Below are 24,315 nucleotides of genomic sequence, written 5' to 3'. Positions count from 1 at the left end.
ACATGTGAGGTCATCCATTTATCAAACATATAGGTAACATGACGATCAATGCAGCCCCATTATTTACCATATTCTAACCGCAAAACATCGTCAAACCATCTGTAGATACAAAACGGTCGGGTGTTATTACATAGAAACAAATACAAATTTACCTAGGATTATACGCTAAATTAACCTAAAATTGCCAGTTAGTAACTGAATTTACCTAATATTAGTGACAATCCTAGACGTTAAAACTTATAGTTATGAGTGTCTGATTTTAAGACTATTGGCGTTATGTATCGATCAAATGTACTAGCCAAAGTTTCTCTCTAATTTTTGACCGCTTTTATAGGTTAAATTACTTTTTAAGTGGTATTTTCAATCATTGTTTTATTGTCAAACTTATTGTTACAACTGTTTTTAATGTTTCGTTTTATAAGGAGTGCTATATGTGTGCTGTGCCTGTCATTATTCCAGCTATTGATCTAAAAGATGGTAAGTGTGTGCGATTAAAACAAGGCCGTATGGAAGATGATACGGTTTTTTCTGATGACCCAGTAGCGATAGCAGCGCGCTGGGTAAAAGAAGGCGCACGGCGGCTACATTTGGTTGATTTAAATGGTGCATTTGATGGTGTACCGGTTCATAAAAGCGTGGTTCATGATATTGCCAAAGCTTTTCCTAAGCTGCCTATCCAGCTTGGAGGCGGTGTCCGTAATATGCATACCATTGAGCAGTATATCACCGCTGGTTTGACCTATATTATCATCGGTACTAAGGCGGTCGAAGATCCTGCGTTCGTTGCTGAGGCTTGCCGCGAATTTGCCGGACATATTATCGTTGGTATCGATGCTAAAGATGGCATGGTGGCCACTCATGGTTGGGCAAATGTCACCGATACTAAGGCAACAGAACTTGCCAAGCGCTTTGCTGATGTTGGTGTATCTTCAATCGTCTATACTGATATTGCTCGTGATGGCATGATGCAAGGCGTCAATGTTGAGCAAACGGTTACTCTAGCGCGTGAAGGTGGTCTACCCGTCATTGCTTCAGGTGGCGTCACTGATATGCAAGATATCAAATTACTTAAGCCTTATGGCGACTGTATCGAAGGTATTATCACTGGTCGTGCCATTTATGAGGGCACGTTAGATCTCGGTGAGGCACAAAGCTATTTGGACAGTAACAAATAGACAGGTAAGTTGACCCAGCTTATCATTTCAATAGCGCTTAATAAAGGATGCTTATGACCGCTTATTTTGACCACCACTCTATACGCAGGCAATTGCTTGCGTGGGGTCAATGTTTATTGCTTATAAGCTTCTTTTATGGACTGCCAGTTTACGCAGCGGGTGAGGAACTGGCAGGCGTAGTAAACGTATTGGAGATAGAAAGTACCCAATTAACTGCTGAGCCAACCACGCCACCTAGTGTTTCTAACGATTCGGCTAACAGCTCTTCTAGTGGAGACCCTACTAATAATGTTTCAAATAGCAGCGCATTACCTACATCGCCTGCGCCAACTACGCCGCCGCCTAGCATAAGTGGTGAGAGCACCAATAACGCCCAGATTGAAACCACACCCACGCTGCAAAAAGACGATGACATTCGTCAACGTATCAGTGGTATTTTTTCTGAAATTGAAGGTTTAAAAACTGTTAATGTCAGCGTCACTCAAGGCGTGGTGACTTTAACCGGCGAGACACCAAACGAGGAAAAAGCTCAACAGGCTATCAATCTTACGAATCGTTTGACTGACGTCGTTACCGTAGATGACAAAATCGATCGTACTCTAGATGTACAAGACAACGTTACCACTGTATATCAAGGTTTAAAAAATCAGGGCAAAACGCTAATCAAAGCCTTGCCGTTGCTTTTTGTCGGCATCATCATTTTCGGTATGGTTACCTGGTTCGGCAGTTGGTTGTCCAACCGAAAGAAAATGTGGCAGCACCTGACACCCAATCCATTCGTGGCTGAACTGTTGTCACAAACGGTCAAAGTAATATTTATTATTGTCGGTTTAATTTTAGCTTTAAGTTTGATTGGCGCAGAAACCATTTTGGGAACACTACTTGGTGGTGCTGGTGTCATTGGTATCGCCGTCGGTTTTGCGGTAAAAGATACTATTGAAAACTACATTGCCTCCTTGATGCTCAGTATCCGTCAGCCATTTCGCGCGCGTGATCAAATTGTGATTAATGGGCAAGAAGGTATTGTGGTACGCTTGACTTCAAGGGCAACGATTTTAATGACCTTAGATGGTAATCAGCTGCGTATACCTAACGCTGAAGTTTTTAAAAGTACGATATTAAATTATACCAAAAACCCTGAACGCCGCTTTACTTTCGAGTTGGGCGTGGATGCTAATGATGATCCACTTGCAGCTATCAAAGTTGGCCTTGATGCAATATGCACGTTAGATTTTGTCTTAGCGAAGCCCAAGGCCATTGCAATTATCACTGAGGTTGGCGACTCCAACATTGTTCTTGAGTTTCAAGTGTGGGTCGACCAATCAGAGACCGACTTTTTGAAAGCACGCAGTATTGCCATTCGTGAAACTAAGCACGCTTTAGAGAATGAAGGCTTCAGCTTACCTGAACCTATTTACCGACTACGTTTTAATCACAAGTTAGAAAAAGCCTTTGAGCATATGCAAAATATTAATAGTACGGGTAAGGCCAGTCCTGAAATCACTGTTACATCGGCTACACCTGCACAGGTGGATGAGGCACATAATGAGAACACAGTGGATGATAACGATAAAAAGCAGGCCAAAGCGCGCGCGAAACATATCTTACAAGGGCGTGATGCCGATGACGTACTTGATGCGCGTCCCGATGAAAAGCTGATGGAGAAAGTTGAACAAGAGATTGCCGAAAATTCTGATGAGACTGATTTATTGGATAAAAATAGTCCGCAAGAGTAGGCATGAAAAATGCAACGAACTTAGCATAGCATTCAATATTCAAGAATAATCTTGGAAATGATGTCTCAAACATTAGAGAGAGTCACTATGCAAGCAAAACATCTGATTGTCTTCGCGTTGGCGGGCATAGTCTTGTTACTAGGTTTTAATATGATTAATGGCAGCCGTCATGAGCAAAATAGAGCGGTTGCGGTTAATAATGACCTGCCAGTACAGTCTACCGATGCTGCTGTAAATGAGCCTGATATCAGCTCAAATCAGTCGGTAGATGTGGCCAGCAAGCCTTTAGGTGAGCAACCTAAAGCCATAATTGACAATGCAACTACTCAGATAGATCGAGCCCAGCAAGTTGATAAAGAACGCCTTGAGCAAATGGACAGCGCGCAGTAGTAACTCCAGTTTATATAAAGTTAGACGCACAAAACCAAACACATATAATCAGACGCAAAAAGAAAGGCTAACGATATCGTTAGCCTTTCTTATTACATTTTAGTATTCAAATTGCGTTAGTCTTTTTTGCTATTACCGTTGCTGTTACTACCACTACGGCGACGTTTTTTCTTAGCTGGGCTAGCTTCGGTTTGGTTCATCTCACTAGATTGCAGCTTAGCCTTCAAATCAAAGTCAATCTGTAGCAGGTCCATATTAACACCAGCGACTTTAACTCGTACAGAGTCACCAAGCCCAAATAATGTGCCTTTGTCTTTACCGACCAGCTGTTGTTGCCTTTCGTCATAAACAAAGAAGTCATCGCCAACGTTAGAGATATGCACTAGACCATCAATATAGAGGTCTTTTAATGTTACAAATAGACCAAAGTTAGTCACAGTTGTGACCACACCATCGAACTCCTCGCCAACATGGTCTTTCATGTAATGACATTTGAGCCATGATTCTACATAGCGTGAAGCTTTTTCAGCGCGTCGCTCGGTATCTGACGTTTGCGTGCCAGCACCTTCAAGAGAGAACTCCATGTCCGGCTGCTTACTATTAGTCACTTTGGCTTTAAGAGCACGGTGTAACATTAAGTCAGGATAGCGGCGAATCGGTGAGGTAAAGTGACTGTACTCATCATATGCTAAGCCAAAATGACCGATATTATCAGGTGCATACTTTGCCTGCATCATAGAACGCAGTAGCATGCTATGGACGCTGATGGCATCAGGACGGTCTTTGGTGGCTTCAATAATGTGCTGATAATCCGCTTGCGTTGGGTTCTCTTCAGGAAAGCTTAGGCCAAAGTTCTTCGCGAATTCATGAATACGCATTGACTTTTCGCCGTCAGGTTTATCATGGTTACGATATAGGACGGGTAGCTCATGTTTGAGCGCAAAGTTTGCCGCACAAGTATTGGCAAGCAGCATGCACTCTTCAATAAGCTTATGTGCATCACCACGAGTACGCGGTAAGATAGCCGCGATACCCCCTTTTTCATCGAATTTGATATAAGTTTCAACGGTCTCAAATTCCATCGCATGACGTTCTTCGCGTTTTTTGAGGAGAAGGTCATATAGTTGATGCAAAGTATCGACAGATTTCTTGACCGCTTTATTATCAGTCAACGACTTAGGAATGCTGTCATCTTTTGGATTGGTAAAATAATCGTTCACTTGGTCATAAGTTAGACGCGCTTGTGAATTCATAACCGCTGGATAAAACTCATAACCAGTGACTTTACCAGCGCGTGATACTTTAATATCCGCAACCATGCACAAACGATCAACGTCAGGGTTCAATGAACACAGACCATTTGACAATACTTCAGGTAGCATCGGGATTACGCGATGCGGGAAGTATACTGACGTACCACGCTCATAAGCTTCTTGATCGAGCGCAGATTTTGGCGTCACATAATAACTAACATCAGCAATAGCAACTAATACGCGATAGTTACCACCACTGCGTTTTTCAGCGAATACCGCATCATCAAAGTCACGTGCATCTGCACCATCAATAGTAACTAGCGGTAATTCACGTAAATCAGTACGACCTTTTAAGTCTTTTTCGGTTGGCTCTTGATAGTCATTGGCTTGCTTAAGTACCGCTTCGCTAAACTCAGAAGGAATATCGTAGTTGAGTAGAGTAGTCTCAATAATTAATTCACGGTCATTGTCATCATTAAGCAGTTCAGTGATTTTGCCGGTGGCAAACTCGTGCTGATTGGGCCAATCGATCACATCGACTTTAACTGGATTACCAAGCTTGGCTCCCAATGCTTGCACACTGTCATTAGTAACCGTAATCGGCTGATGATTGTTGGGGCTACCCAGCTCGACGCAATAACCGTCTTCGTCTTGAGCAAGCGTACCGATAAACTGGTTTTGGTGACGCTCAGTAACCTCAACGATACGCCCTTCGGTACGTCCGCGGTTATCGGTCGACGTGCCAATAGCATTGACCTTATCACCATTGAATACCCAGCGCATTTGCTTTTCATGCAAGAATAAGTCAGGCATATCACTTAACAGTACAAAGCCAAAGCCTTTGGCATGGGCAGACACTGTGCCGCTGACGACATCCTGTTGCGTCACTGTGCGATAGCGATAAGGACGGCCGTCGTGATTAACTTGGCCATCACGAGCCATTGCTTTTAGACGATTGCCTAGAGCATCGAACTGATCAGGATCATCGATGTTAAAAGCTTTTGCCAGCTGTTGATGTGTGAGTTCACCCTGTTCGTTAATCGTACTTAATATCAGCTCGCGACTGGGAACAGGGTTGTCATATTTTTGTGCTTCAGCCGAGGCGTTTGGATCATTCCAACTCATAAAATACCGTATCTGTTTTTTAAAATTATTAATAGGGACTATCTTAACACGAACAACGTAATTTGACACGAATGCCGCAGCAATATCTTGCGTCAAAGGACTTATAGGCATCCGTTGATATATATTATGTCGTTCGCTCAATAACTACTATAAAAGCACTTTAAATATCAATATTACCAGAATTGGACTTATCCGTTACCTTTTTACTGTCCAATTCTTTCGAGACTTCAAGCACCGTAGTCTGGTTCGATTTATCTAAATATTTTTGCGCTTTATCCACTTCTGTGGTCAAAGTATTGACGGTTTGCTTCATATTTTCTAGCGCTTCAATCTTATAGTTACTAATCATATCCATAGTGTCATAGACGTTATTGAAGGCATTTTGTAATTTATCAAGCTCAATCGTACTGCTAGTTGCTTGCTCATGAATCTCACCCGACTGACGCTTGAGCATCGCAGAAGTAGACTCAATCAAGCTGCTGGTGGTTTTATTTAACGCTGTAATTTGATCAAGCACCAGCTTTTGGTTGGTCATTGCTTGAGCCACGATCACCGCTGTACGTAAAGCTGAGACGGTGGTAGTGGTGGCTCGGTCCACCCCTTTAATTAGCTCTAAGTTATTTCTACGAATAGTATCAAGGGCTAGATAGCCCTGCACATTGACTGCTAATTGGGTCAAAAAATCTGTGTTTTTTTGGCGGACATAAAACAGCATTTCTTCTTTAATGATACGCGCTTTTTCAGGATCAGTGTCTTCAATCGCATAAATTTTTTGTTCAAGCTGCTCATCAATTTTTTTGCCAACGTAGACATATTGACGAATAGACTGCATCAAGTCCCACATATTGACTTTTTCTTGCTCAATCATCGCATTGTCTTTAAGTAGCTCATCTTTACCGTTATATAAGCTGGTCACTACCGCATTGATGTGTGATTGTGCTGATTCATACTGGCGAAAGTAATCCTGTACTTTATTGCCATAAGGAATCAAACCAAACAATTTGCGTGAGCTGGTCAACTCTTTTTTGCTGGGGTCTAAGTCCTCGACGATACCACGCAGCTCAGTCAGCGACTTTGCAATTGGCGAGTTATCAAACAAGCTATCATTAAGGCTTTTAGCCGGTAGCTCTAACATCCGATTGGAGATTTGCGCGGATTCACGTATCTCTTTACTACCTAAATTATGGATAGATTGCACGTTTTCTTTAAATTCAGGACTGTGAACAGAGCTAGTAAGGACATGATCTACAAAAGCATCAACTTTGGCATCGAGCTCTGGAATTTGGCTTTCGTCTAGCGTGACCATCTGATCCGCCTCACTTTTTTGTACTTCTTTTACTGCTGCGGGTGGTGTTAGCGAAATGCTTGGGACATTAGCGTTTTCTGGTGGGGTCAGCTCTTGCATAAACTTTCCTATAGTTATTGAAATTTTGGCTGTTTTTTTTGATTTTACGAATGCTTATTGTGTTTGTTTTTATTGAAGGTACTCTTATACTGAGAGCAAAGGATTATTGATTTAGTATGTGGTATTAATCTAAGCAAACTATTGATTTAAACTGAACGACTAAAACGGAATACAGTGACCGTCAGTTTAATAGTAGTAGATGAATACTAAGCAATGATTAAGATTATCGTGTTCTTAGATGCTAATGAAGGTTGGTTTTGTAAAGCAATGCTGGATAAAAGTAATACCAGATAAAGGTTATACAAGAATTAAAAACGCTTAGTACAAGCCATATGGCAAAAAACCATCAATATCCCGCGGCATATTGATGGTCAAAAAATACAAATAGGTTGTTGTTGTGACTAAAATTTACCGTCTGCCTATTTTTTCTTCGTAGGTCCTAGTAGCATACCCATTTGTCGACCTTCCATTTTTGGGTATTGTTCGACGTTTGAGATATCAGCGGTGTCTTCAATGATGCGATCGAGCTGCTTACGACCGATATCTTGATGTGCCATCTCACGACCACGGAAGCGGATGCTAATTTTAACTTTGTCCTGGTCTACTAAGAAACTGACGATCTTTTTCAGTTTGACCTGATAATCGGCTTCTTCAGTACTAGGACGCAGTTTCATCTCTTTGAGCTGAGTTTGCTTTTGGTTCTTTTTAGCTTCTTTAGCCTTTTGCTTTTGATCATAGAGGAAATGTTTATAATCCATGATTTTGCATACTGGTGGCTTGGCATCAGGGACTAACTCGACCAAATCTAGATTGTCTTCACGGGCCGCTTTCATCGCGGTATCGATATCGACCACGCCCATTTGTTCGCCATCTTCTTTAACCAGACGGACTTCTTTGACGCTAATATCTTCGTTGATGTTCAAACGGTTTGACTGTTTAATAGGTATTACTCCTGAGCTGTTTTTTGATTGTGTCGGCCTTTTTCGGTGACGGCTGTCTCTACTAATGTGATAAATTCAGCAACGCTCATTACGCCCAGGTTTTCACCTTCGCGGGTTCGGACGTTGACGCTGCCTGATTCGACTTCTTTATCCCCTAATACTAGCATATAGGGAATACGTTCTAATGTTTTCTCTCGTATCTTAAATCCAATCTTTTCGTTACGCAAGTCACTAATGGCCCGTAAACCTGCTTTTTTTAACTCACTAACAACATTTTCACAGCTTTCGGCTTGTTTATCAGTGATATTCATCACCACTACTTGTTGCGGTGCCAGCCATACTGGCATCCAGCCGGCATAGTGTTCGATGAGCATACCAATAAAGCGCTCAAACGATCCTAAAATAGCACGGTGCAACATAATAGGTACTTCACGCTCGCCATGCTCATTAACGAACTCGGCATCAAGGCGCTCAGGCATATTAGGATCGACCTGAATCGTACCGCACTGCCATACTCGACCTAAGCAGTCTTTAAGACTAAATTCAATCTTAGGACCATAAAAGGCGCCTTCGCCTGGCAGATATTCCCAATCTAGTCCTGAATTGTCTAAAGCATCAGCAAGGGCTTTTTCGGCAAAGTCCCAAGCTTCTTCACTACCCACACGTTTTTCAGGACGGGTAGACAATTTCATAATAATGTCTTTAAAACCAAAATCGTCATAGACATCAAGCGTTAGCTTAATAAAGTCGGCCACTTCTTGTTGAATTTGCGCTTGAGTACAAAAGATATGGGCATCGTCTTGAGTAAAACCACGTACACGCATTAAACCATGCAATGAGCCTGACGGTTCGTTACGGTGACACGAGCCAAATTCAGCCATCCGTAGTGGTAGATCACGATAAGATTTTAAACCTTGATTAAATACTTGCACGTGACAAGGGCAGTTCATTGGCTTCACCGCATAATCACGGCTTTCACTAGAAGTGGTAAACATATTGGTCGCATAGTTGCCCCAATGACCAGAACGCTCCCACAAGCTACGATCAACGATTTGTGGCGTTTTAATTTCTTCATAGCCGTTATCATTTTGTACTTTGCGCATATATTGCTCAAGTACTTGATAAATCGTCCAACCGTTTGGATGCCAAAACACCATACCTGGCGCTTGCTCTTGCATATGAAATAGATTTAACGCTTTACCAATTTTACGGTGATCACGTTTTTCTGCTTCTTCGATACGCTGGATGTAAGCTTTCAGTTGTTTCTTATCTGCCCAAGCTGTGCCATAAATGCGCTGTAATTGTTCATTTTTAGCATCACCGCGCCAATAAGCACCTGACATTTTGGTCAGTTTAAAGACTTTCAAAAACCGAGTATTCGGTACGTGTGGGCCACGGCACATATCGACATATTCTTGATGATGATATAACCCAAAAGCATCTTCGCCTGGCATATCATTAATCAGCTTGAGCTTATAATCTTCGCCGCGTGCTTTGAATATCTCAATAACCTCATCACGTGGGGTTATTTTCTTAACGACATCATAGTCTTGTTTGATCAGCTCCATCATGCGCTTTTCAATTTTTTCCATGTGTTCAGGCGTAAATGGGGTTTCACTATAAATGTCATAGTAAAAACCATCATCAATTACCGGACCGATGACCATTTTTACTTCAGGATACAACTGCTTAACCGCATGACCGAGTAGGTGCGCACAGGAGTGACGAATAATATCAACCCCATCATCGTCTTTTGCAGTAACGATTTCAACCTTAGCATCGGCAATGATAGGATCGCAAGCATCCACTAAATGTCCATCTACGCGACCAGCGACTGTTGCTTTAGCAAGTCCTGCTCCAATACTTTGCGCCACTTCTATGACCGTAGTGTTGCCTTCGAATTCTTTTACGCTGCCATCGGGTAAAGTAATCGCTACCATAATCTATTCACCTATTTTGAGTCTGTTGGCAGTGATGATTGCAACCATCAATCATATGACCGTAAGACCGCATAAATTATAACCACTCATCGCGGTATGTTGTGAGCCAATAGCATGACTTAAATGTGCTTAAGGGATACTATAGATAGTTACTCGTCTTAATTATGAACAATTACCAAAGTATCAAACACAGCGACCCACCCTTTAAATACAGTTAACTGACAGTGGCGTTGAGTCATGCTATAAAAGCGGCTATTATAGCAAAAACTGTCTATAAACACTAGACAGTAAGGGATAAGCATTCCCCAAACTGTAGAATCTAAATAGTAAAAGTCAAAACGTACTATTAATAAGGTAATAATCATATGATAGGTGAGTCAACCGTGCCATCATATAAATCACATATAAGAAGGTCTGTAATAGATACCGACTATATAGGTGACCAGGTAATGTATATTATGGTTATGTCATGTACACTATATATCTATAGAGAGCTACATCATTAAATAAAGTAGAGCATGTGAGATAAACAACAGATTAGCTGAAGCTGACAAACAGGCTTCGATGGCTACCTCTATAATAAAGGGATCATAAAGGCGTCTAAGTTACCTTATATAAGGTCATTAGCAACTAAATGCAAATATCTTAAAAAAACTCTTGACACCAGCAACAGATTCTATATAATACGCCCCTCAGCAAAGGAAGCCAGCGACATAAGTAACCTACTTATAACCTGACTCACTTACTGAAACGAATTAGAACAAAGGGTTGACAGACTATCAAACGATGATATACTAGTCAGCTCGCTAAACGAGACAAGCAAATTGCTTGGATCAATTAGCTGAATAATTATTTACTGGACGACAGTGGATAAACACTATTTAAAAGCATAACTAAAGAACAACTTGTGTGGATTTTTGCTGATTCAGAATGCTAAAAAATAAAGTTGGTTGACCCTCTTTTCGAGGGAATGCTAACTATAAAAATTATCATTTAAGACAGCAAGAAAACTCAAAGTTAATTCATTACGAACATAATTACGAGCGTATAATTGCCAGATTAAATGAGCCAAGTTTAGTAACCTCTTTAAAGGGTTACATAGCAAGATTAAACTGAAGAGTTTGATCATGGCTCAGATTGAACGCTGGCGGCAGGCTTAACACATGCAAGTCGAGCGGAAACGATGGTAGCTTGCTACCAGGCGTCGAGCGGCGGACGGGTGAGTAACACTTAGGAATCTACCTAGTAGTGGGGGATAGCTCGGGGAAACTCGAATTAATACCGCATACGACCTACGGGAGAAAGGGGGCAGTTTACTGCTCTCGCTATTAGATGAGCCTAAGTCGGATTAGCTAGATGGTGGGGTAAAGGCCTACCATGGCGACGATCTGTAGCTGGTCTGAGAGGATGATCAGCCACACCGGGACTGAGACACGGCCCGGACTCCTATGGGAGGCAGCAGTGGGGAATATTGGACAATGGGCGACAGCCTGATCCAGCCATGCCGCGTGTGTGAAGAAGGCCTTTTGGTTGTAAAGCACTTTAAGCAGTGAAGAAGACTCCATGGTTAATACCCATGGACGATGACATTAGCTGCAGAATAAGCACCGGCTAACTCTGTGCCAGCAGCCGCGGTAATACAGAGGGTGCAAGCGTTAATCGGAATTACTGGGCGTAAAGCGAGCGTAGGTGGCTTGATAAGTCAGATGTGAAATCCCCGGGCTTAACCTGGGAACTGCATCTGAAACTGTTAGGCTAGAGTAGGTGAGAGGAAGGTAGAATTCCAGGTGTAGCGGTGAAATGCGTAGAGATCTGGAGGAATACCGATGGCGAAGGCAGCCTTCTGGCATCATACTGACACTGAGGCTCGAAAGCGTGGGTAGCAAACAGGATTAGATACCCTGGTAGTCCACGCCGTAAACGATGTCTACTAGTCGTTGGGTCCCTTGAGGACTTAGTGACGCAGCTAACGCAATAAGTAGACCGCCTGGGGAGTACGGCCGCAAGGCTAAAACTCAAATGAATTGACGGGGGCCCGCACAAGCGGTGGAGCATGTGGTTTAATTCGATGCAACGCGAAGAACCTTACCTGGTCTTGACATATCTAGAATCCTGCAGAGATGCGGGAGTGCCTTCGGGAATTAGAATACAGGTGCTGCATGGCTGTCGTCAGCTCGTGTCGTGAGATGTTGGGTTAAGTCCCGCAACGAGCGCAACCCTTGTCCTTAGTTACCAGCGGGTTAAGCCGGGAACTCTAAGGATACTGCCAGTGACAAACTGGAGGAAGGCGGGGACGACGTCAAGTCATCATGGCCCTTACGACCAGGGCTACACACGTGCTACAATGGTAGGTACAGAGGGCAGCTACACAGCGATGTGATGCGAATCTCAAAAAGCCTATCGTAGTCCAGATTGGAGTCTGCAACTCGACTCCATGAAGTAGGAATCGCTAGTAATCGCGGATCAGAATGCCGCGGTGAATACGTTCCCGGGCCTTGTACACACCGCCCGTCACACCACGGGAGTTGATTGCACCAGAAGTGGATAGCCTAACCTTAGGGATGGCGTTCACCACGGTGTGGTTGGCGACTGGGGTGAAGTCGTAACAAGGTAGCCGTAGGGGAACCTGCGGCTGGATCACCTCCTTATAGACGCATTCGGTCAGCAAGAATTCACAACAAGTTGTTCTTTAGTTTAAGCTATTATTTATTAGCTTTAGCAGATAAAAACTGCGCTAGTAGTCAAGCTATAGAAAATCCTATTTAAAGGATTTTCCTTGCGAAGCTAAAAAAGCGGTGCTTTTTTTACACGCTTCTCAGGGTCTGTAGCTCAGCTGGTTAGAGCACCGTGTTGATAACGCGGGGGTCATAAGTTCAAGTCTTATCAGACCCACCATTTATCCACATAGGTGAAGTAGCCCTTAGCAAATCCCCTTTAAGGGATTTACTCTTGCGCTCGGATCGAAGTAGCGCTTCGATTGTATCCTCGCTCAGGGGCCATAGCTCAGCTGGTAGAGCGCCTGCCTTGCACGCAGGAGGTCAACGGTTCGACTCCGTTTGGCTCCACCATAATAAATGATAAATAGCTTAGTGTGCGAATAACATAGAAAAAAGTGATTCAGATATATGAACTATATCACAAGATTACTTCTTTCTGTTTTATACAGAATCTATTCTTCGACGAGAAGATAGAAACTATTTAAAAACATAGATATGAGTCTGGGTTAGGAGTTACATGTTCACGTGTAGCTCCTAACCTTAATAACCGACCTCTTAACGACATCAGTTGTTATCCCAGGGGTTGGTTATTAAAAAGTAAAGAGAACTGAATCAAGCGTATAAACATAGGTGATATCGTTATCATAATTAGACTGATACAACACTAGATAGTTAAAAGACTACTTGGGGTTGTATGGTCAAGTAATGAAGCGCACATGGTGGATGCCTTGGCAGTCAGAGGCGATGAAAGACGTGACAGCCTGCGATAAGCTTCGGGGAGGCGGCAATATCCTGTGATCCGGAGATTTCTGAATGGGGAAACCCACCTATCATAAGGTAGGTATCTTGTACTTGTACAAGAAGCGAACGAGGGGAAGTGAAACATCTCAGTACCCTTAGGAATAGACATCAAATGAGATTCCCCAAGTAGCGGCGAGCGAACGGGGAGAAGCCGATTAATTCTAGAATAGAAGAACAGCGTGGGAAAGCTGACCGTAGTAGGTGATAGTCCTGTATTTTAAATTCTAGAGTTAACATATTAAGTAGAGCGGGACACGAGAAATCCTGTTTGAAGATGGGGGGACCATCCTCCAAGGCTAAATACTCCTGACTGACCGATAGTGAACCAGTACCGTGAGGGAAAGGCGAAAAGAACCCCTGTGAGGGGAGTGAAATAGAACCTGAAACCGTGTGCGTACAAGCAGTGGGAGCCTTAATTTATTAGGGTGACCGCGTACCTTTTGTATAATGGGTCAGCGACTTATGTTCTGTAGCGAGGTTAACCATTTAGGGGAGCCGTAGGGAAACCGAGTCTTAATAGGGCGACTAGTTGCAGGGCATAGACCCGAAACCGAGTGATCTATCCATGAGCAGGTTGAAAGTGCCGTAACAGGCACCGGAGGACCGAACCCACTATCGTTGAAAAGCTAGGGGATGACTTGTGGATAGGGGTGAAAGGCTAATCAAACTCGGTGATAGCTGGTTCTCCCCGAAAGCTATTTAGGTAGCGCCTCGGACGAACACCATTGGGGGTAGAGCACTGTTTCGGCTAGGGGGTCATACCGACTTACCAAACCGATGCAAACTCCGAATACCGATGAGTGATATCCGGGAGACACACAGTGGGTGCTAACGTCCATTGTGGAGAGGGAAACAACCCAGACCGCCAGCTAAGGCCCCAAATTCCTAGTTAAGTGGGAAACGAGGTGGGAAGGCATAGACAGCTAGGAGGTTGGCTTAGAAGCAGCCATCCTTTAAAGAAAGCGTAATAGCTCACTAGTCGAGTCGGCCCGCGCGGAAGATGTAACGGGGCTCAAACTAGGAGCCGAAGCTGCGGATTTGAATTTGTTTTCAAGTGGTAGGGGAGCGTTGTGTAAGCCTGTGAAGGTGTGTCGTAAGGCATGCTGGAGGTATCACAAGAGCGAATGCTGACGTGAGTAACGATAATGCGAGTGAAAAGCTCGCACGCCGGAAGATCAAGGGTTCCAGTCCAACGTTAATCGGGGCTGGGTGAGTCGACCCCTAAGGCGAGGCCGAAAGGCGTAGTCGATGGGAAATCAGTTAATATTCTGATACTTGTTTATAATGCGATGGAGGGACGGAGAAGGTTATGCCAGCCTGGCGATGGTTGTCCAGGTGAAAGGATGTAGGTTTACAGTTTAGGCAAATCCGGACTGTTTCATACCGAGATCTGATAGCAAGCTGTACTTGTACAGCGAAGTGGCAAATACCATGCTTCCAGGAAAAGCTTCTAAGCAATAGTTATAAACGAATCGTACCCTAAACCGACACAGGTGATCAGGTAGAGAATACCAAGGCGCTTGAGAGAACTCTGCTGAAGGAACTAGGCAAAATGGTACCGTAACTTCGGGAGAAGGTACGCTGCTGATGGTGAAGGACTTGCTCCGTAAGCTATCGGCAGTCGCAGATACCAGGCTGCTGCAACTGTTTATTAAAAACACAGCACTCTGCAAACACGAAAGTGGACGTATAGGGTGTGATGCCTGCCCGGTGCTGGAAGGTTAATTGATGGGGTTAGCGTAAGCGAAGCTCTTGATCGAAGCCCCAGTAAACGGCGGCCGTAACTATAACGGTCCTAAGGTAGCGAAATTCCTTGTCGGGTAAGTTCCGACCTGCACGAATGGCATAATGACGGCAGCGCTGTCTCCAGCAGAGGCTCAGTGAAATCGAAATCGCAGTGAAGATGCTGTGTACCCGCGGCTAGACGGAAAGACCCCGTGAACCTTTACTACAGCTTTACATTGAACTTTGACCTGACTTGTGCAGGATAGGTGGGAGGCTTTGAAGCAAACACGCTAGTGTTTGTGGAGCCAATCTTGAAATACCACCCTGGTCATGTCGGGGTTCTAACTCAGGTATAACAATACCGAGGACAATGTATGGTGGGTAGTTTGACTGGGGCGGTCTCCTCCTAAAGAGTAACGGAGGAGTACGAAGGTGCGCTCAGAACGGTCGGAAATCGTTCATAGAGTATAAAGGCAAAAGCGCGCTTAACTGCGAGACCCACAAGTCGAGCAGGTACGAAAGTAGGTCTTAGTGATCCGGTGGTTCTGTATGGAAGGGCCATCGCTCAACGGATAAAAGGTACTCTGGGGATAACAGGCTGATACCGCCCAAGAGTTCATATCGACGGCGGTGTTTGGCACCTCGATGTCGGCTCATCTCATCCTAGGGCTGAAGCAGGTCCTAAGGGTATGGCTGTTCGCCATTTAAAGAGGTACGCGAGCTGGGTTTAGAACGTCGTGAGACAGTTCGGTCCCTATCTACCGTGGGCGTTGGAAATTTGAGAGGATCTGCTCCTAGTACGAGAGGACCAGAGTGGACGAACCTCTGGTGTTCGGGTTGTCACGCCAGTGGCATTGCCCGGTAGCTACGTTCGGATGGGATAACCGCTGAAAGCATCTAAGCGGGAAGCCCACCTCAAGATAAGATTTCCCTAAAGAGCCGTTCAAGACTAGGACGTTGATAGGCAGGGTGTGGAAGCACAGCGATGTGTGTAGCTAACCTGTACTAATTGCTCGTTTGGCTTGACCATACAACACCCAAGTGGTTTGTAGCTCTGAATAAGAGACAAGTCTAATTAATCTATCTTGTATAGCTTCACGCTATAACATAGAAATATATTTCGATATCACCTTAAACCTTGATTCAGTTAGGTTAAGTGATACTTAAAATCTTTAAGTAAAACTAAAAACAGACTCATATCTAACCCCCTTTGCTGACGACAATAGCATGATGGAACCACCTGATCCCTTCCCGAACTCAGAAGTGAAACATCATCGCGCCAATGGTAGTGTGGGTTCGCCCATGTGAGAGTAGGTCATCGTCAGCTCTCTATTCCTGAAAGCCCCCTCATACATTAGTATGAGGGGGCTTTTTTATGCCTGATGGAAAGTTTTTTAGTGTCGTGCTTAATTTAGTATTGAGATACGATGTAATTTATAAGTGTCATAAAATGATTTGACACATTTAGGACGACATTATGTCAAACACAGAGAGTAAAAGAGGAAAGCGCAGTCAAAAGGATTACCCCTTAGGCTTTAAATTAGTAGTAGTGAGTAGCGTAGAAAAAGGCGACATGACTTACAAGCAGGCACAAAGTATTTATGGCATACAAGGTCGAAGTACCGTTTTATCGCTACTGAGGTAGGACTAATTAGTTAAGTACGTAATTTTGAGCTAGGAGCCCTACTTTTGAGCAGTATTCAACAAGCAGCCGAGTTAATTATCAGATTAATTCTAAAACCCCCTTGACGCTCAATCAGAACTGCGTATAATACGCCCCTATCGGAACGAAGCTGCTTTGAATAATATAGATAACCTCTATGTAATTAAGAAGCCAGCTAGATTGGAAGTAGAGTTTGAAACTAAACTTTAAAACCAATTAAAAATAAGTTCTTGACACCGCATTAAAAGCGTCTATAATACGCCCCTCAGCAAAGGAAGCCAGCGACATAAGTAACCTACTTATAACCTGACTCACTTACTGAAACGAATTAGAACAAAGGGTTGACAGGGTATCAAACGATGATATACTAGTCAGCTCGCTAAACGAGATAAGCAAATTGCTTGGATCAATTAGCTGAATAATTATTTACTGGACGACAGTGAATAAACACTATTTAAAAGCATAACTAAAGAACAACTTGTGTGGATTTTTGCTGATTCAGAATGCTAAAAAATAAAGTTGGTTGACCCTCTTTTCGAGGGAATGCTAACTATAAAAATTATCATTTAAGACAGCAAGAAAACTCAAAGTTAATTCATTACGAACATAATTACGAGCGTATAATTGCCAGATTAAATGAGCCAAGTTTAGTAACCTCTTTAAAGGGTTACATAGCAAGATTAAACTGAAGAGTTTGATCATGGCTCAGATTGAACGCTGGCGGCAGGCTTAACACATGCAAGTCGAGCGGAAACGATGGTAGCTTGCTACCAGGCGTCGAGCGGCGGACGGGTGAGTAACACTTAGGAATCTACCTAGTAGTGGGGGATAGCTCGGGGAAACTCGAATTAATACCGCATACGACCTACGGGAGAAAGGGGGCAGTTTACTGCTCTCGCTATTAGATGAGCCTAAGTCGGATTAGCTAGATGGTGGGGTAAAGGCCTACCATGGCGACGATCTGTAGCTGGTCTGAGAGGATGATCAGCCACACCGGGACTGAGACACGGCCCGGACTCCTATGGGAGGCAGCAGTGGGGAATATTGGACAATGGGCGAAAGCCTGATCCAGCCATGCCGCGTGTGTGAAGAAGGCCTTTTGGTTGTAAAGCACTTTAAGCAGTGAAGAAGACTCCATGGTTAATACCCATGGACGATGACATTAGCTGCAGAATAAGCACCGGCTAACTCTGTGCCAGCAGCCGCGGTAATACAGAGGGTGCAAGCGTTAATCGGAATTACTGGGCGTAAAGCGAGCGTAGGTGGCTTGATAAGTCAGATGTGAAATCCCCGGGCTTAACCTGGGAACTGCATCTGAAACTGTTAGGCTAGAGTAGGTGAGAGGAAGGTAGAATTCCAGGTGTAGCGGTGAAATGCGTAGAGATCTGGAGGAATACCGATGGCGAAGGCAGCCTTCTGGCATCATACTGACACTGAGGCTCGAAAGCGTGGGTAGCAAACAGGATTAGATACCCTGGTAGTCCACGCCGTAAACGATGTCTACTAGTCGTTGGGTCCCTTGAGGACTTAGTGACGCAGCTAACGCAATAAGTAGACCGCCTGGGGAGTACGGCCGCAAGGCTAAAACTCAAATGAATTGACGGGGGCCCGCACAAGCGGTGGAGCATGTGGTTTAATTCGATGCAACGCGAAGAACCTTACCTGGTCTTGACATATCTAGAATCCTGCAGAGATGCGGGAGTGCCTTCGGGAATTAGAATACAGGTGCTGCATGGCTGTCGTCAGCTCGTGTCGTGAGATGTTGGGTTAAGTCCCGCAACGAGCGCAACCCTTGTCCTTAGTTACCAGCGGGTTAAGCCGGGAACTCTAAGGATACTGCCAGTGACAAACTGGAGGAAGGCGGGGACGACGTCAAGTCATCATGGCCCTTACGACCAGGGCTACACACGTGCTACAATGGTAGGTACAGAGGGCAGCTACACAGCGATGTGATGCGAATCTCAAAAAGCCTATCGTAGTCCAGATTGGAGTCTGCAACTCGACTCCATGAAGTAGGAATCGCTAGTAATCGCGGATCAGAATGCCGCGGTGAATACGTTCCCGGGCCTTGTACACACCGCCCGTCACACCACGGGAGTTGATTGCACCAGAAGTGGATAGCCTAACCTTAGGGATGGCGTTCACCACGGTGTGGTTGGCGACTGGGGTGAAGTCGTAACAAGGTAGCCGTAGGGGAACCTGCGGCTGGATCACCTCCTTATAGACGCATTCGGTCAGCAAGAATTCACAACAAGTTGTTCTTTAGTTTAAGCTATTATTTATTAGCTTTAGCAGATAAAAACTGCGCTAGTAGTCAAGCTATAGAAAATCCTATTTAAAGGATTTTCCTTGCGAAGCTAAAAAAGCGGTGCTTTTTTTACACGCTTCTCAGGGTCTGTAGCTCAGCTGGTTAGAGCACCGTGTTGATAACGCGGGGGTCATAAGTTCAAGTCTTATCAGACCCACCATTTATCCACATAGGTGAAGTAGCCCTTAGCAAATCCCCTTTAAGGGATTTACTCTTGCGCTCGGATCGAAGTAGCGCTTCGATTGTATCCTCGCTCAGGGGCCATAGCTCAGCTGGTAGAGCGCCTGCCTTGCACGCAGGAGGTCAACGGTTCGACTCCGTTTGGCTCCACCATAATAAATGATAAATAGCTTAGTGTGCGAATAACATAGAAAAAAGTGATTCAGATATATGAACTATATCACAAGATTACTTCTTTCTGTTTTATACAGAATCTATTCTTCGACGAGAAGATAGAAACTATTTAAAAACATAGATATGAGTCTGGGTTAGGAGTTACATGTTCACGTGTAGCTCCTAACCTTAATAACCGACCTCTTAACGACATCAGTTGTTATCCCAGGGGTTGGTTATTAAAAAGTAAAGAGAACTGAATCAAGCGTATAAACATAGGTGATATCGTTATCATAATTAGACTGATACAACACTAGATAGTTAAAAGACTACTTGGGGTTGTATGGTCAAGTAATGAAGCGCACATGGTGGATGCCTTGGCAGTCAGAGGCGATGAAAGACGTGACAGCCTGCGATAAGCTTCGGGGAGGCGGCAATATCCTGTGATCCGGAGATTTCTGAATGGGGAAACCCACCTATCATAAGGTAGGTATCTTGTACTTGTACAAGAAGCGAACGAGGGGAAGTGAAACATCTCAGTACCCTTAGGAATAGACATCAAATGAGATTCCCCAAGTAGCGGCGAGCGAACGGGGAGAAGCCGATTAATTCTAGAATAGAAGAACAGCGTGGGAAAGCTGACCGTAGTAGGTGATAGTCCTGTATTTTAAATTCTAGAGTTAACATATTAAGTAGAGCGGGACACGAGAAATCCTGTTTGAAGATGGGGGGACCATCCTCCAAGGCTAAATACTCCTGACTGACCGATAGTGAACCAGTACCGTGAGGGAAAGGCGAAAAGAACCCCTGTGAGGGGAGTGAAATAGAACCTGAAACCGTGTGCGTACAAGCAGTGGGAGCCTTAATTTATTAGGGTGACCGCGTACCTTTTGTATAATGGGTCAGCGACTTATGTTCTGTAGCGAGGTTAACCATTTAGGGGAGCCGTAGGGAAACCGAGTCTTAATAGGGCGACTAGTTGCAGGGCATAGACCCGAAACCGAGTGATCTATCCATGAGCAGGTTGAAAGTGCCGTAACAGGCACCGGAGGACCGAACCCACTATCGTTGAAAAGCTAGGGGATGACTTGTGGATAGGGGTGAAAGGCTAATCAAACTCGGTGATAGCTGGTTCTCCCCGAAAGCTATTTAGGTAGCGCCTCGGACGAACACCATTGGGGGTAGAGCACTGTTTCGGCTAGGGGGTCATACCGACTTACCAAACCGATGCAAACTCCGAATACCGATGAGTGATATCCGGGAGACACACAGTGGGTGCTAACGTCCATTGTGGAGAGGGAAACAACCCAGACCGCCAGCTAAGGCCCCAAATTCCTAGTTAAGTGGGAAACGAGGTGGGAAGGCATAGACAGCTAGGAGGTTGGCTTAGAAGCAGCCATCCTTTAAAGAAAGCGTAATAGCTCACTAGTCGAGTCGGCCCGCGCGGAAGATGTAACGGGGCTCAAACTAGGAGCCGAAGCTGCGGATTTGAATTTGTTTTCAAGTGGTAGGGGAGCGTTGTGTAAGCCTGTGAAGGTGTGTCGTAAGGCATGCTGGAGGTATCACAAGAGCGAATGCTGACGTGAGTAACGATAATGCGAGTGAAAAGCTCGCACGCCGGAAGATCAAGGGTTCCAGTCCAACGTTAATCGGGGCTGGGTGAGTCGACCCCTAAGGCGAGGCCGAAAGGCGTAGTCGATGGGAAATCAGTTAATATTCTGATACTTGTTTATAATGCGATGGAGGGACGGAGAAGGTTATGCCAGCCTGGCGATGGTTGTCCAGGTGAAAGGATGTAGGTTTACAGTTTAGGCAAATCCGGACTGTTTCATACCGAGATCTGATAGCAAGCTGTACTTGTACAGCGAAGTGGCAAATACCATGCTTCCAGGAAAAGCTTCTAAGCAATAGTTATAAACGAATCGTACCCTAAACCGACACAGGTGATCAGGTAGAGAATACCAAGGCGCTTGAGAGAACTCTGCTGAAGGAACTAGGCAAAATGGTACCGTAACTTCGGGAGAAGGTACGCTGCTGATGGTGAAGGACTTGCTCCGTAAGCTATCGGCAGTCGCAGATACCAGGCTGCTGCAACTGTTTATTAAAAACACAGCACTCTGCAAACACGAAAGTGGACGTATAGGGTGTGATGCCTGCCCGGTGCTGGAAGGTTAATTGATGGGGTTAGCGTAAGCGAAGCTCTTGATCGAAGCCCCAGTAAACGGCGGCCGTAACTATAACGGTCCTAAGGTAGCGAAATTCCTTGTCGGGTAAGTTCCGACCTGCACGAATGGCATAATGACGGCAGCGCTGTCTCCAGCAGAGGCTCAGTGAAATCGAAATCGCAGTGAAGATGCTGTGTACCCGCGGCTAGACGGAAAGACCCCGTGAACCTTTACTACAGCTTTACATTGAACTTTGACCTGACTTGTGCAGGATAGGTGGGAGGCTTTGAAGCAAACACGCTAGTGTTTGTGGAGCCAATCTTGAAATACCACCCTGGTCATGTCGGGGTTCTAACTCAGGTATAACAATACCGAGGACAATGTATGGTGGGTAGTTTGACTGGGGCGGTCTCCTCCTAAAGAGTAACGGAGGAGTACGAAGGTGCGCTCAGAACGGTCGGAAATCGTTCATAGAGTATAAAGGCAAAAGCGCGCTTAACTGCGAGACCCACAAGTCGAGCAGGTACGAAAGTAGGTCTTAGTGATCCGGTGGTTCTGTATGGAAGGGCCATCGCTCAACGGATAAAAGGTACTCTGGGGATAACAGGCTGATACCGCCCAAGAGTTCATATCGACGGCGGTGTTTGGCACCTCGATGTCGGCTCATCTCATCCTAGGGCTGAAGCAGGTCCTAAGGGTATGGCTGTTCGCCATTTAAAGAGGTACGCGAGCTGGGTTTAGAACGTCGTGAGACAGTTCGGTCCCTATCTACCGTGGGCGTTGGAAATTTGAGAGGATCTGCTCCTAGTACGAGAGGACCAGAGTGGACGAACCTCTGGTGTTCGGGTTGTCACGCCAGTGGCATTGCCCGGTAGCTACGTTCGGATGGGATAACCGCTGAAAGCATCTAAGCGGGAAGCCCACCTCAAGATAAGATTTCCCTAAAGAGCCGTTCAAGACTAGGACGTTGATAGGCAGGGTGTGGAAGCACAGCGATGTGTGTAGCTAACCTGTACTAATTGCTCGTTTGGCTTGACCATACAACACCCAAGTGGTTTGTAGCTCTCAATAAGAGACAAGTCTAATTAATCTATCTTGTATAGCTTCATGCTATAACATAGAAATATATTTCGATATCACCTTAAACCTTGATTCAGTTAGGTTAAGTGATACTTAAAATCTTTAAGTAAAACTAAAAACAGACTCATATCTAACCCCCTTTGCTGACGACAATAGCATGATGGCACCACCTGATCCCTTCCCGAACTCAGAAGTGAAACATCATCGCGCCAATGGTAGTGTGGGTTCGCCCATGTGAGAGTAGGTCATCGTCAGCTCTCTATTCCTAAAAGCCCCCTTATACATTAGTATGAGGGGGCTTTTTTATGCCTGATGGAAAGTTGGATAAGTAAGAGTAGGAAAAGTTAAAATTTTAAAATAAATCTCCTAATTCAGGAGACTTATCAAAATCAAACCCTAACTGCTTATTTTTACGTTGCCTCAGTTGTTCTATACGTAGCTTACGGCCAACTATCAATCTGAGCACATCGCGGCGCTGCTCAGTCGTCATACTGTGCCATAATTGACGTTCAGGGCGACTGCGTAGGCAGCCAAAACAATAGCCTTTTTTATTGCTTTGGCAAACACCAATGCATGGATTGGCAATTTCGAACAGTTCAAACTGCTGATTCATGGCTGCTCCATAGCTATTATCGTCATTCCTTTGACTTGTGCAAAATTATTGTGACAACACTATTATGTCGCAAATAATGAATAATAATGTGCCGCTTTATTGTTACTATTTTTGGTGACCTACTGCTATGCTTAGCTTTTATAGTCTATATAAAGTAATCATAAAAAAATCAATAAGCGAGATCACACGTGAACATTGTTTATACTCATGGCTTAGACAGTGATGCTAATTCCACGAAAGGCCTGCTACTAGAGCGTTACTGTAAAGAGCATTGTCCTGATATTACCGTATTGCGACCAGATTTGAATAAAAGTCCTGCGCAAGTATTCGATTAATTATTAGACTTGATAACGAATTTAGGTGATATATCAAAAACAGTATCAGTAGGCAGCTCTTTAGGAGGATACTTCTCGGCGCTGGTAAGTAATCATACTGGTTGTCCAGTATTGCTATTAAACCCTAGTACGCAGCCACATATAACTTTACAACGTTTTTCCGAGCAACCTATATTAGATGATATTGCTGAAAATAAAAGGTTAAGCAGTCAAGTTATGCATATGACAGCAGGGGGCTGGGCAATTACGGGAGCAGATTTACAGTGGTTTGCTGACCATCCGTTATTATCGGTAAATTACCCTCAGAAAACAGCAGTTTGGATTAAAAAAGGTGATGAACTACTGAACCCTCAGGTGTCGGCAGAGTTCTATCAGCAGCAAGGCGCAGCGGTCACGCTACAAACAGGTGGTGATCATAGGTTTAGCAATTTCGCTAGGCGGTTGCCTGTGGTAATAAGAACCTTACAGCAGCTAAAATAAACTAGAACACAGTCTACTGGCTAAGAAATTAGGGAAATTGGTTTGGTCAAAATAGACGACATTATATGACGTGCGCTGCTGACTATTAACGCTAATGATGCTGTTTTTCGTTATAATGGTTTGATAGAAT

Annotated in this window: 10 protein-coding genes, 4 tRNA genes, 6 rRNA genes and 1 pseudogene; 16 read left to right on the top strand and 5 right to left on the bottom strand. The window is 44.4% G+C overall.

From position 1 onward, the window contains the following. The first annotated feature begins 431 nt into the window (after positions 1-431). The 3 genes from hisA (at position 432) to U1P77_RS10970 (ending at position 3,301) form a co-directional block, all read left to right on the top strand. Entirely contained in the window at positions 432-1,175 is a 744-nt protein-coding gene (gene hisA, locus U1P77_RS10980) for a 1-(5-phosphoribosyl)-5-[(5-phosphoribosylamino)methylideneamino]imidazole-4-carboxamide isomerase (protein ID WP_321155023.1), read from the top strand. Between the two features lie 53 nt (positions 1,176-1,228). Then, the gene (locus tag U1P77_RS10975) at positions 1,229-2,911 is read left to right on the top strand and encodes a mechanosensitive ion channel family protein (protein ID WP_321155022.1); all 1,683 of its coding nucleotides are present in this window, start codon (positions 1,229-1,231) and stop codon (positions 2,909-2,911) included. 87 nt (positions 2,912-2,998) lie between these two features. Beyond that, positions 2,999-3,301: a hypothetical protein gene (locus U1P77_RS10970; RefSeq protein ID WP_321155021.1), complete on the top strand. Its 303-nt coding sequence runs from the start codon at positions 2,999-3,001 to the stop codon at positions 3,299-3,301. Between the two features lie 116 nt (positions 3,302-3,417). Here U1P77_RS10970 and rnr read toward each other — a convergent pair whose 3' ends face one another. The 4 genes from rnr to thrS form a co-directional block, all read right to left on the bottom strand. Beyond that, a complete protein-coding gene (rnr, locus tag U1P77_RS10965) occupies positions 3,418-5,679 on the bottom strand; it encodes a ribonuclease R (protein ID WP_321155020.1) in 2,262 nt (753 codons plus the stop codon). 160 nt (positions 5,680-5,839) lie between these two features. Next, complete coding sequence (locus U1P77_RS10960) at positions 5,840-7,084, bottom strand: toxic anion resistance protein (protein ID WP_321155019.1); 1,245 nt, start codon at positions 7,082-7,084, stop codon at positions 5,840-5,842. A 419-nt stretch (positions 7,085-7,503) separates the two neighbouring features. Beyond that, positions 7,504-8,007: a translation initiation factor IF-3 gene (gene infC / locus U1P77_RS10955; protein ID WP_201556809.1), complete on the bottom strand. Its 504-nt coding sequence runs from the start codon at positions 8,005-8,007 to the stop codon at positions 7,504-7,506. 23 nt (positions 8,008-8,030) lie between these two features. After that, positions 8,031-9,965 (bottom strand): threonine--tRNA ligase, encoded by a 1,935-nt coding sequence (gene thrS / locus U1P77_RS10950; RefSeq protein ID WP_321155018.1) that lies wholly within the window; start codon positions 9,963-9,965, stop codon positions 8,031-8,033. 1,109 nt (positions 9,966-11,074) lie between these two features. Here thrS and U1P77_RS10945 point away from each other — a divergent pair. From U1P77_RS10945 to rrf (U1P77_RS10895), 11 genes and pseudogenes are all read left to right on the top strand, one after another. After that, a 16S ribosomal RNA gene (locus U1P77_RS10945) occupies positions 11,075-12,613 on the top strand. Between the two features lie 170 nt (positions 12,614-12,783). Continuing rightward, positions 12,784-12,860: transfer RNA gene (locus U1P77_RS10940), tRNA-Ile, on the top strand. Between the two features lie 97 nt (positions 12,861-12,957). After that, positions 12,958-13,033 (top strand) — tRNA-Ala (locus tag U1P77_RS10935). Positions 13,034-13,378: 345 nt separating this feature from the next. Beyond that, positions 13,379-16,238 (top strand): 23S ribosomal RNA (locus U1P77_RS10930). A 182-nt stretch (positions 16,239-16,420) separates the two neighbouring features. Next, positions 16,421-16,535 (top strand): 5S ribosomal RNA (gene rrf, locus U1P77_RS10925). Between the two features lie 150 nt (positions 16,536-16,685). Beyond that, a pseudogene (locus U1P77_RS10920) lies at positions 16,686-16,850 on the top strand (IS3 family transposase); the annotation flags it as partial. Between the two features lie 703 nt (positions 16,851-17,553). Continuing rightward, positions 17,554-19,092, top strand: a 16S ribosomal RNA gene (locus tag U1P77_RS10915). A gap of 170 nt (positions 19,093-19,262) precedes the next feature. Further along, positions 19,263-19,339 (top strand) — tRNA-Ile (locus U1P77_RS10910). 97 nt (positions 19,340-19,436) lie between these two features. Further along, a tRNA-Ala gene (locus tag U1P77_RS10905) sits at positions 19,437-19,512 on the top strand. 345 nt (positions 19,513-19,857) lie between these two features. Further along, positions 19,858-22,717 (top strand): 23S ribosomal RNA (locus tag U1P77_RS10900). A 182-nt stretch (positions 22,718-22,899) separates the two neighbouring features. Further along, positions 22,900-23,014, top strand: a 5S ribosomal RNA gene (gene rrf, locus U1P77_RS10895). Together the 16S, 23S and 5S rRNA genes with 4 tRNA genes alongside form the textbook arrangement of a ribosomal RNA operon. Before the next feature lie 95 nt (positions 23,015-23,109). Here rrf (U1P77_RS10895) and U1P77_RS10890 read toward each other — a convergent pair. Then, the gene (locus U1P77_RS10890) at positions 23,110-23,370 is read right to left on the bottom strand and encodes a DUF1289 domain-containing protein (RefSeq protein WP_321155017.1); all 261 of its coding nucleotides are present in this window, start codon (positions 23,368-23,370) and stop codon (positions 23,110-23,112) included. A gap of 188 nt (positions 23,371-23,558) precedes the next feature. Between U1P77_RS10890 and U1P77_RS10885 the strand changes: the two genes are divergently transcribed. After that, the gene (locus U1P77_RS10885; RefSeq protein ID WP_321155016.1) at positions 23,559-23,705 is read left to right on the top strand and encodes a YqiA/YcfP family alpha/beta fold hydrolase; all 147 of its coding nucleotides are present in this window, start codon (positions 23,559-23,561) and stop codon (positions 23,703-23,705) included. Between the two features lie 9 nt (positions 23,706-23,714). Next, complete coding sequence (locus U1P77_RS10880) at positions 23,715-24,185, top strand: YqiA/YcfP family alpha/beta fold hydrolase (RefSeq protein WP_321155015.1); 471 nt, start codon at positions 23,715-23,717, stop codon at positions 24,183-24,185. Positions 24,186-24,315 lie beyond the last annotated feature (130 nt).

Source organism: Psychrobacter sp. LV10R520-6 (assembly GCF_900182925.1).
Lineage (GTDB): Bacteria > Pseudomonadota > Gammaproteobacteria > Pseudomonadales > Moraxellaceae > Psychrobacter.
The sequence above is the reverse complement of the archived record's forward strand: the minus strand, read 5'-3'. Positions and strand labels throughout refer to the sequence as shown.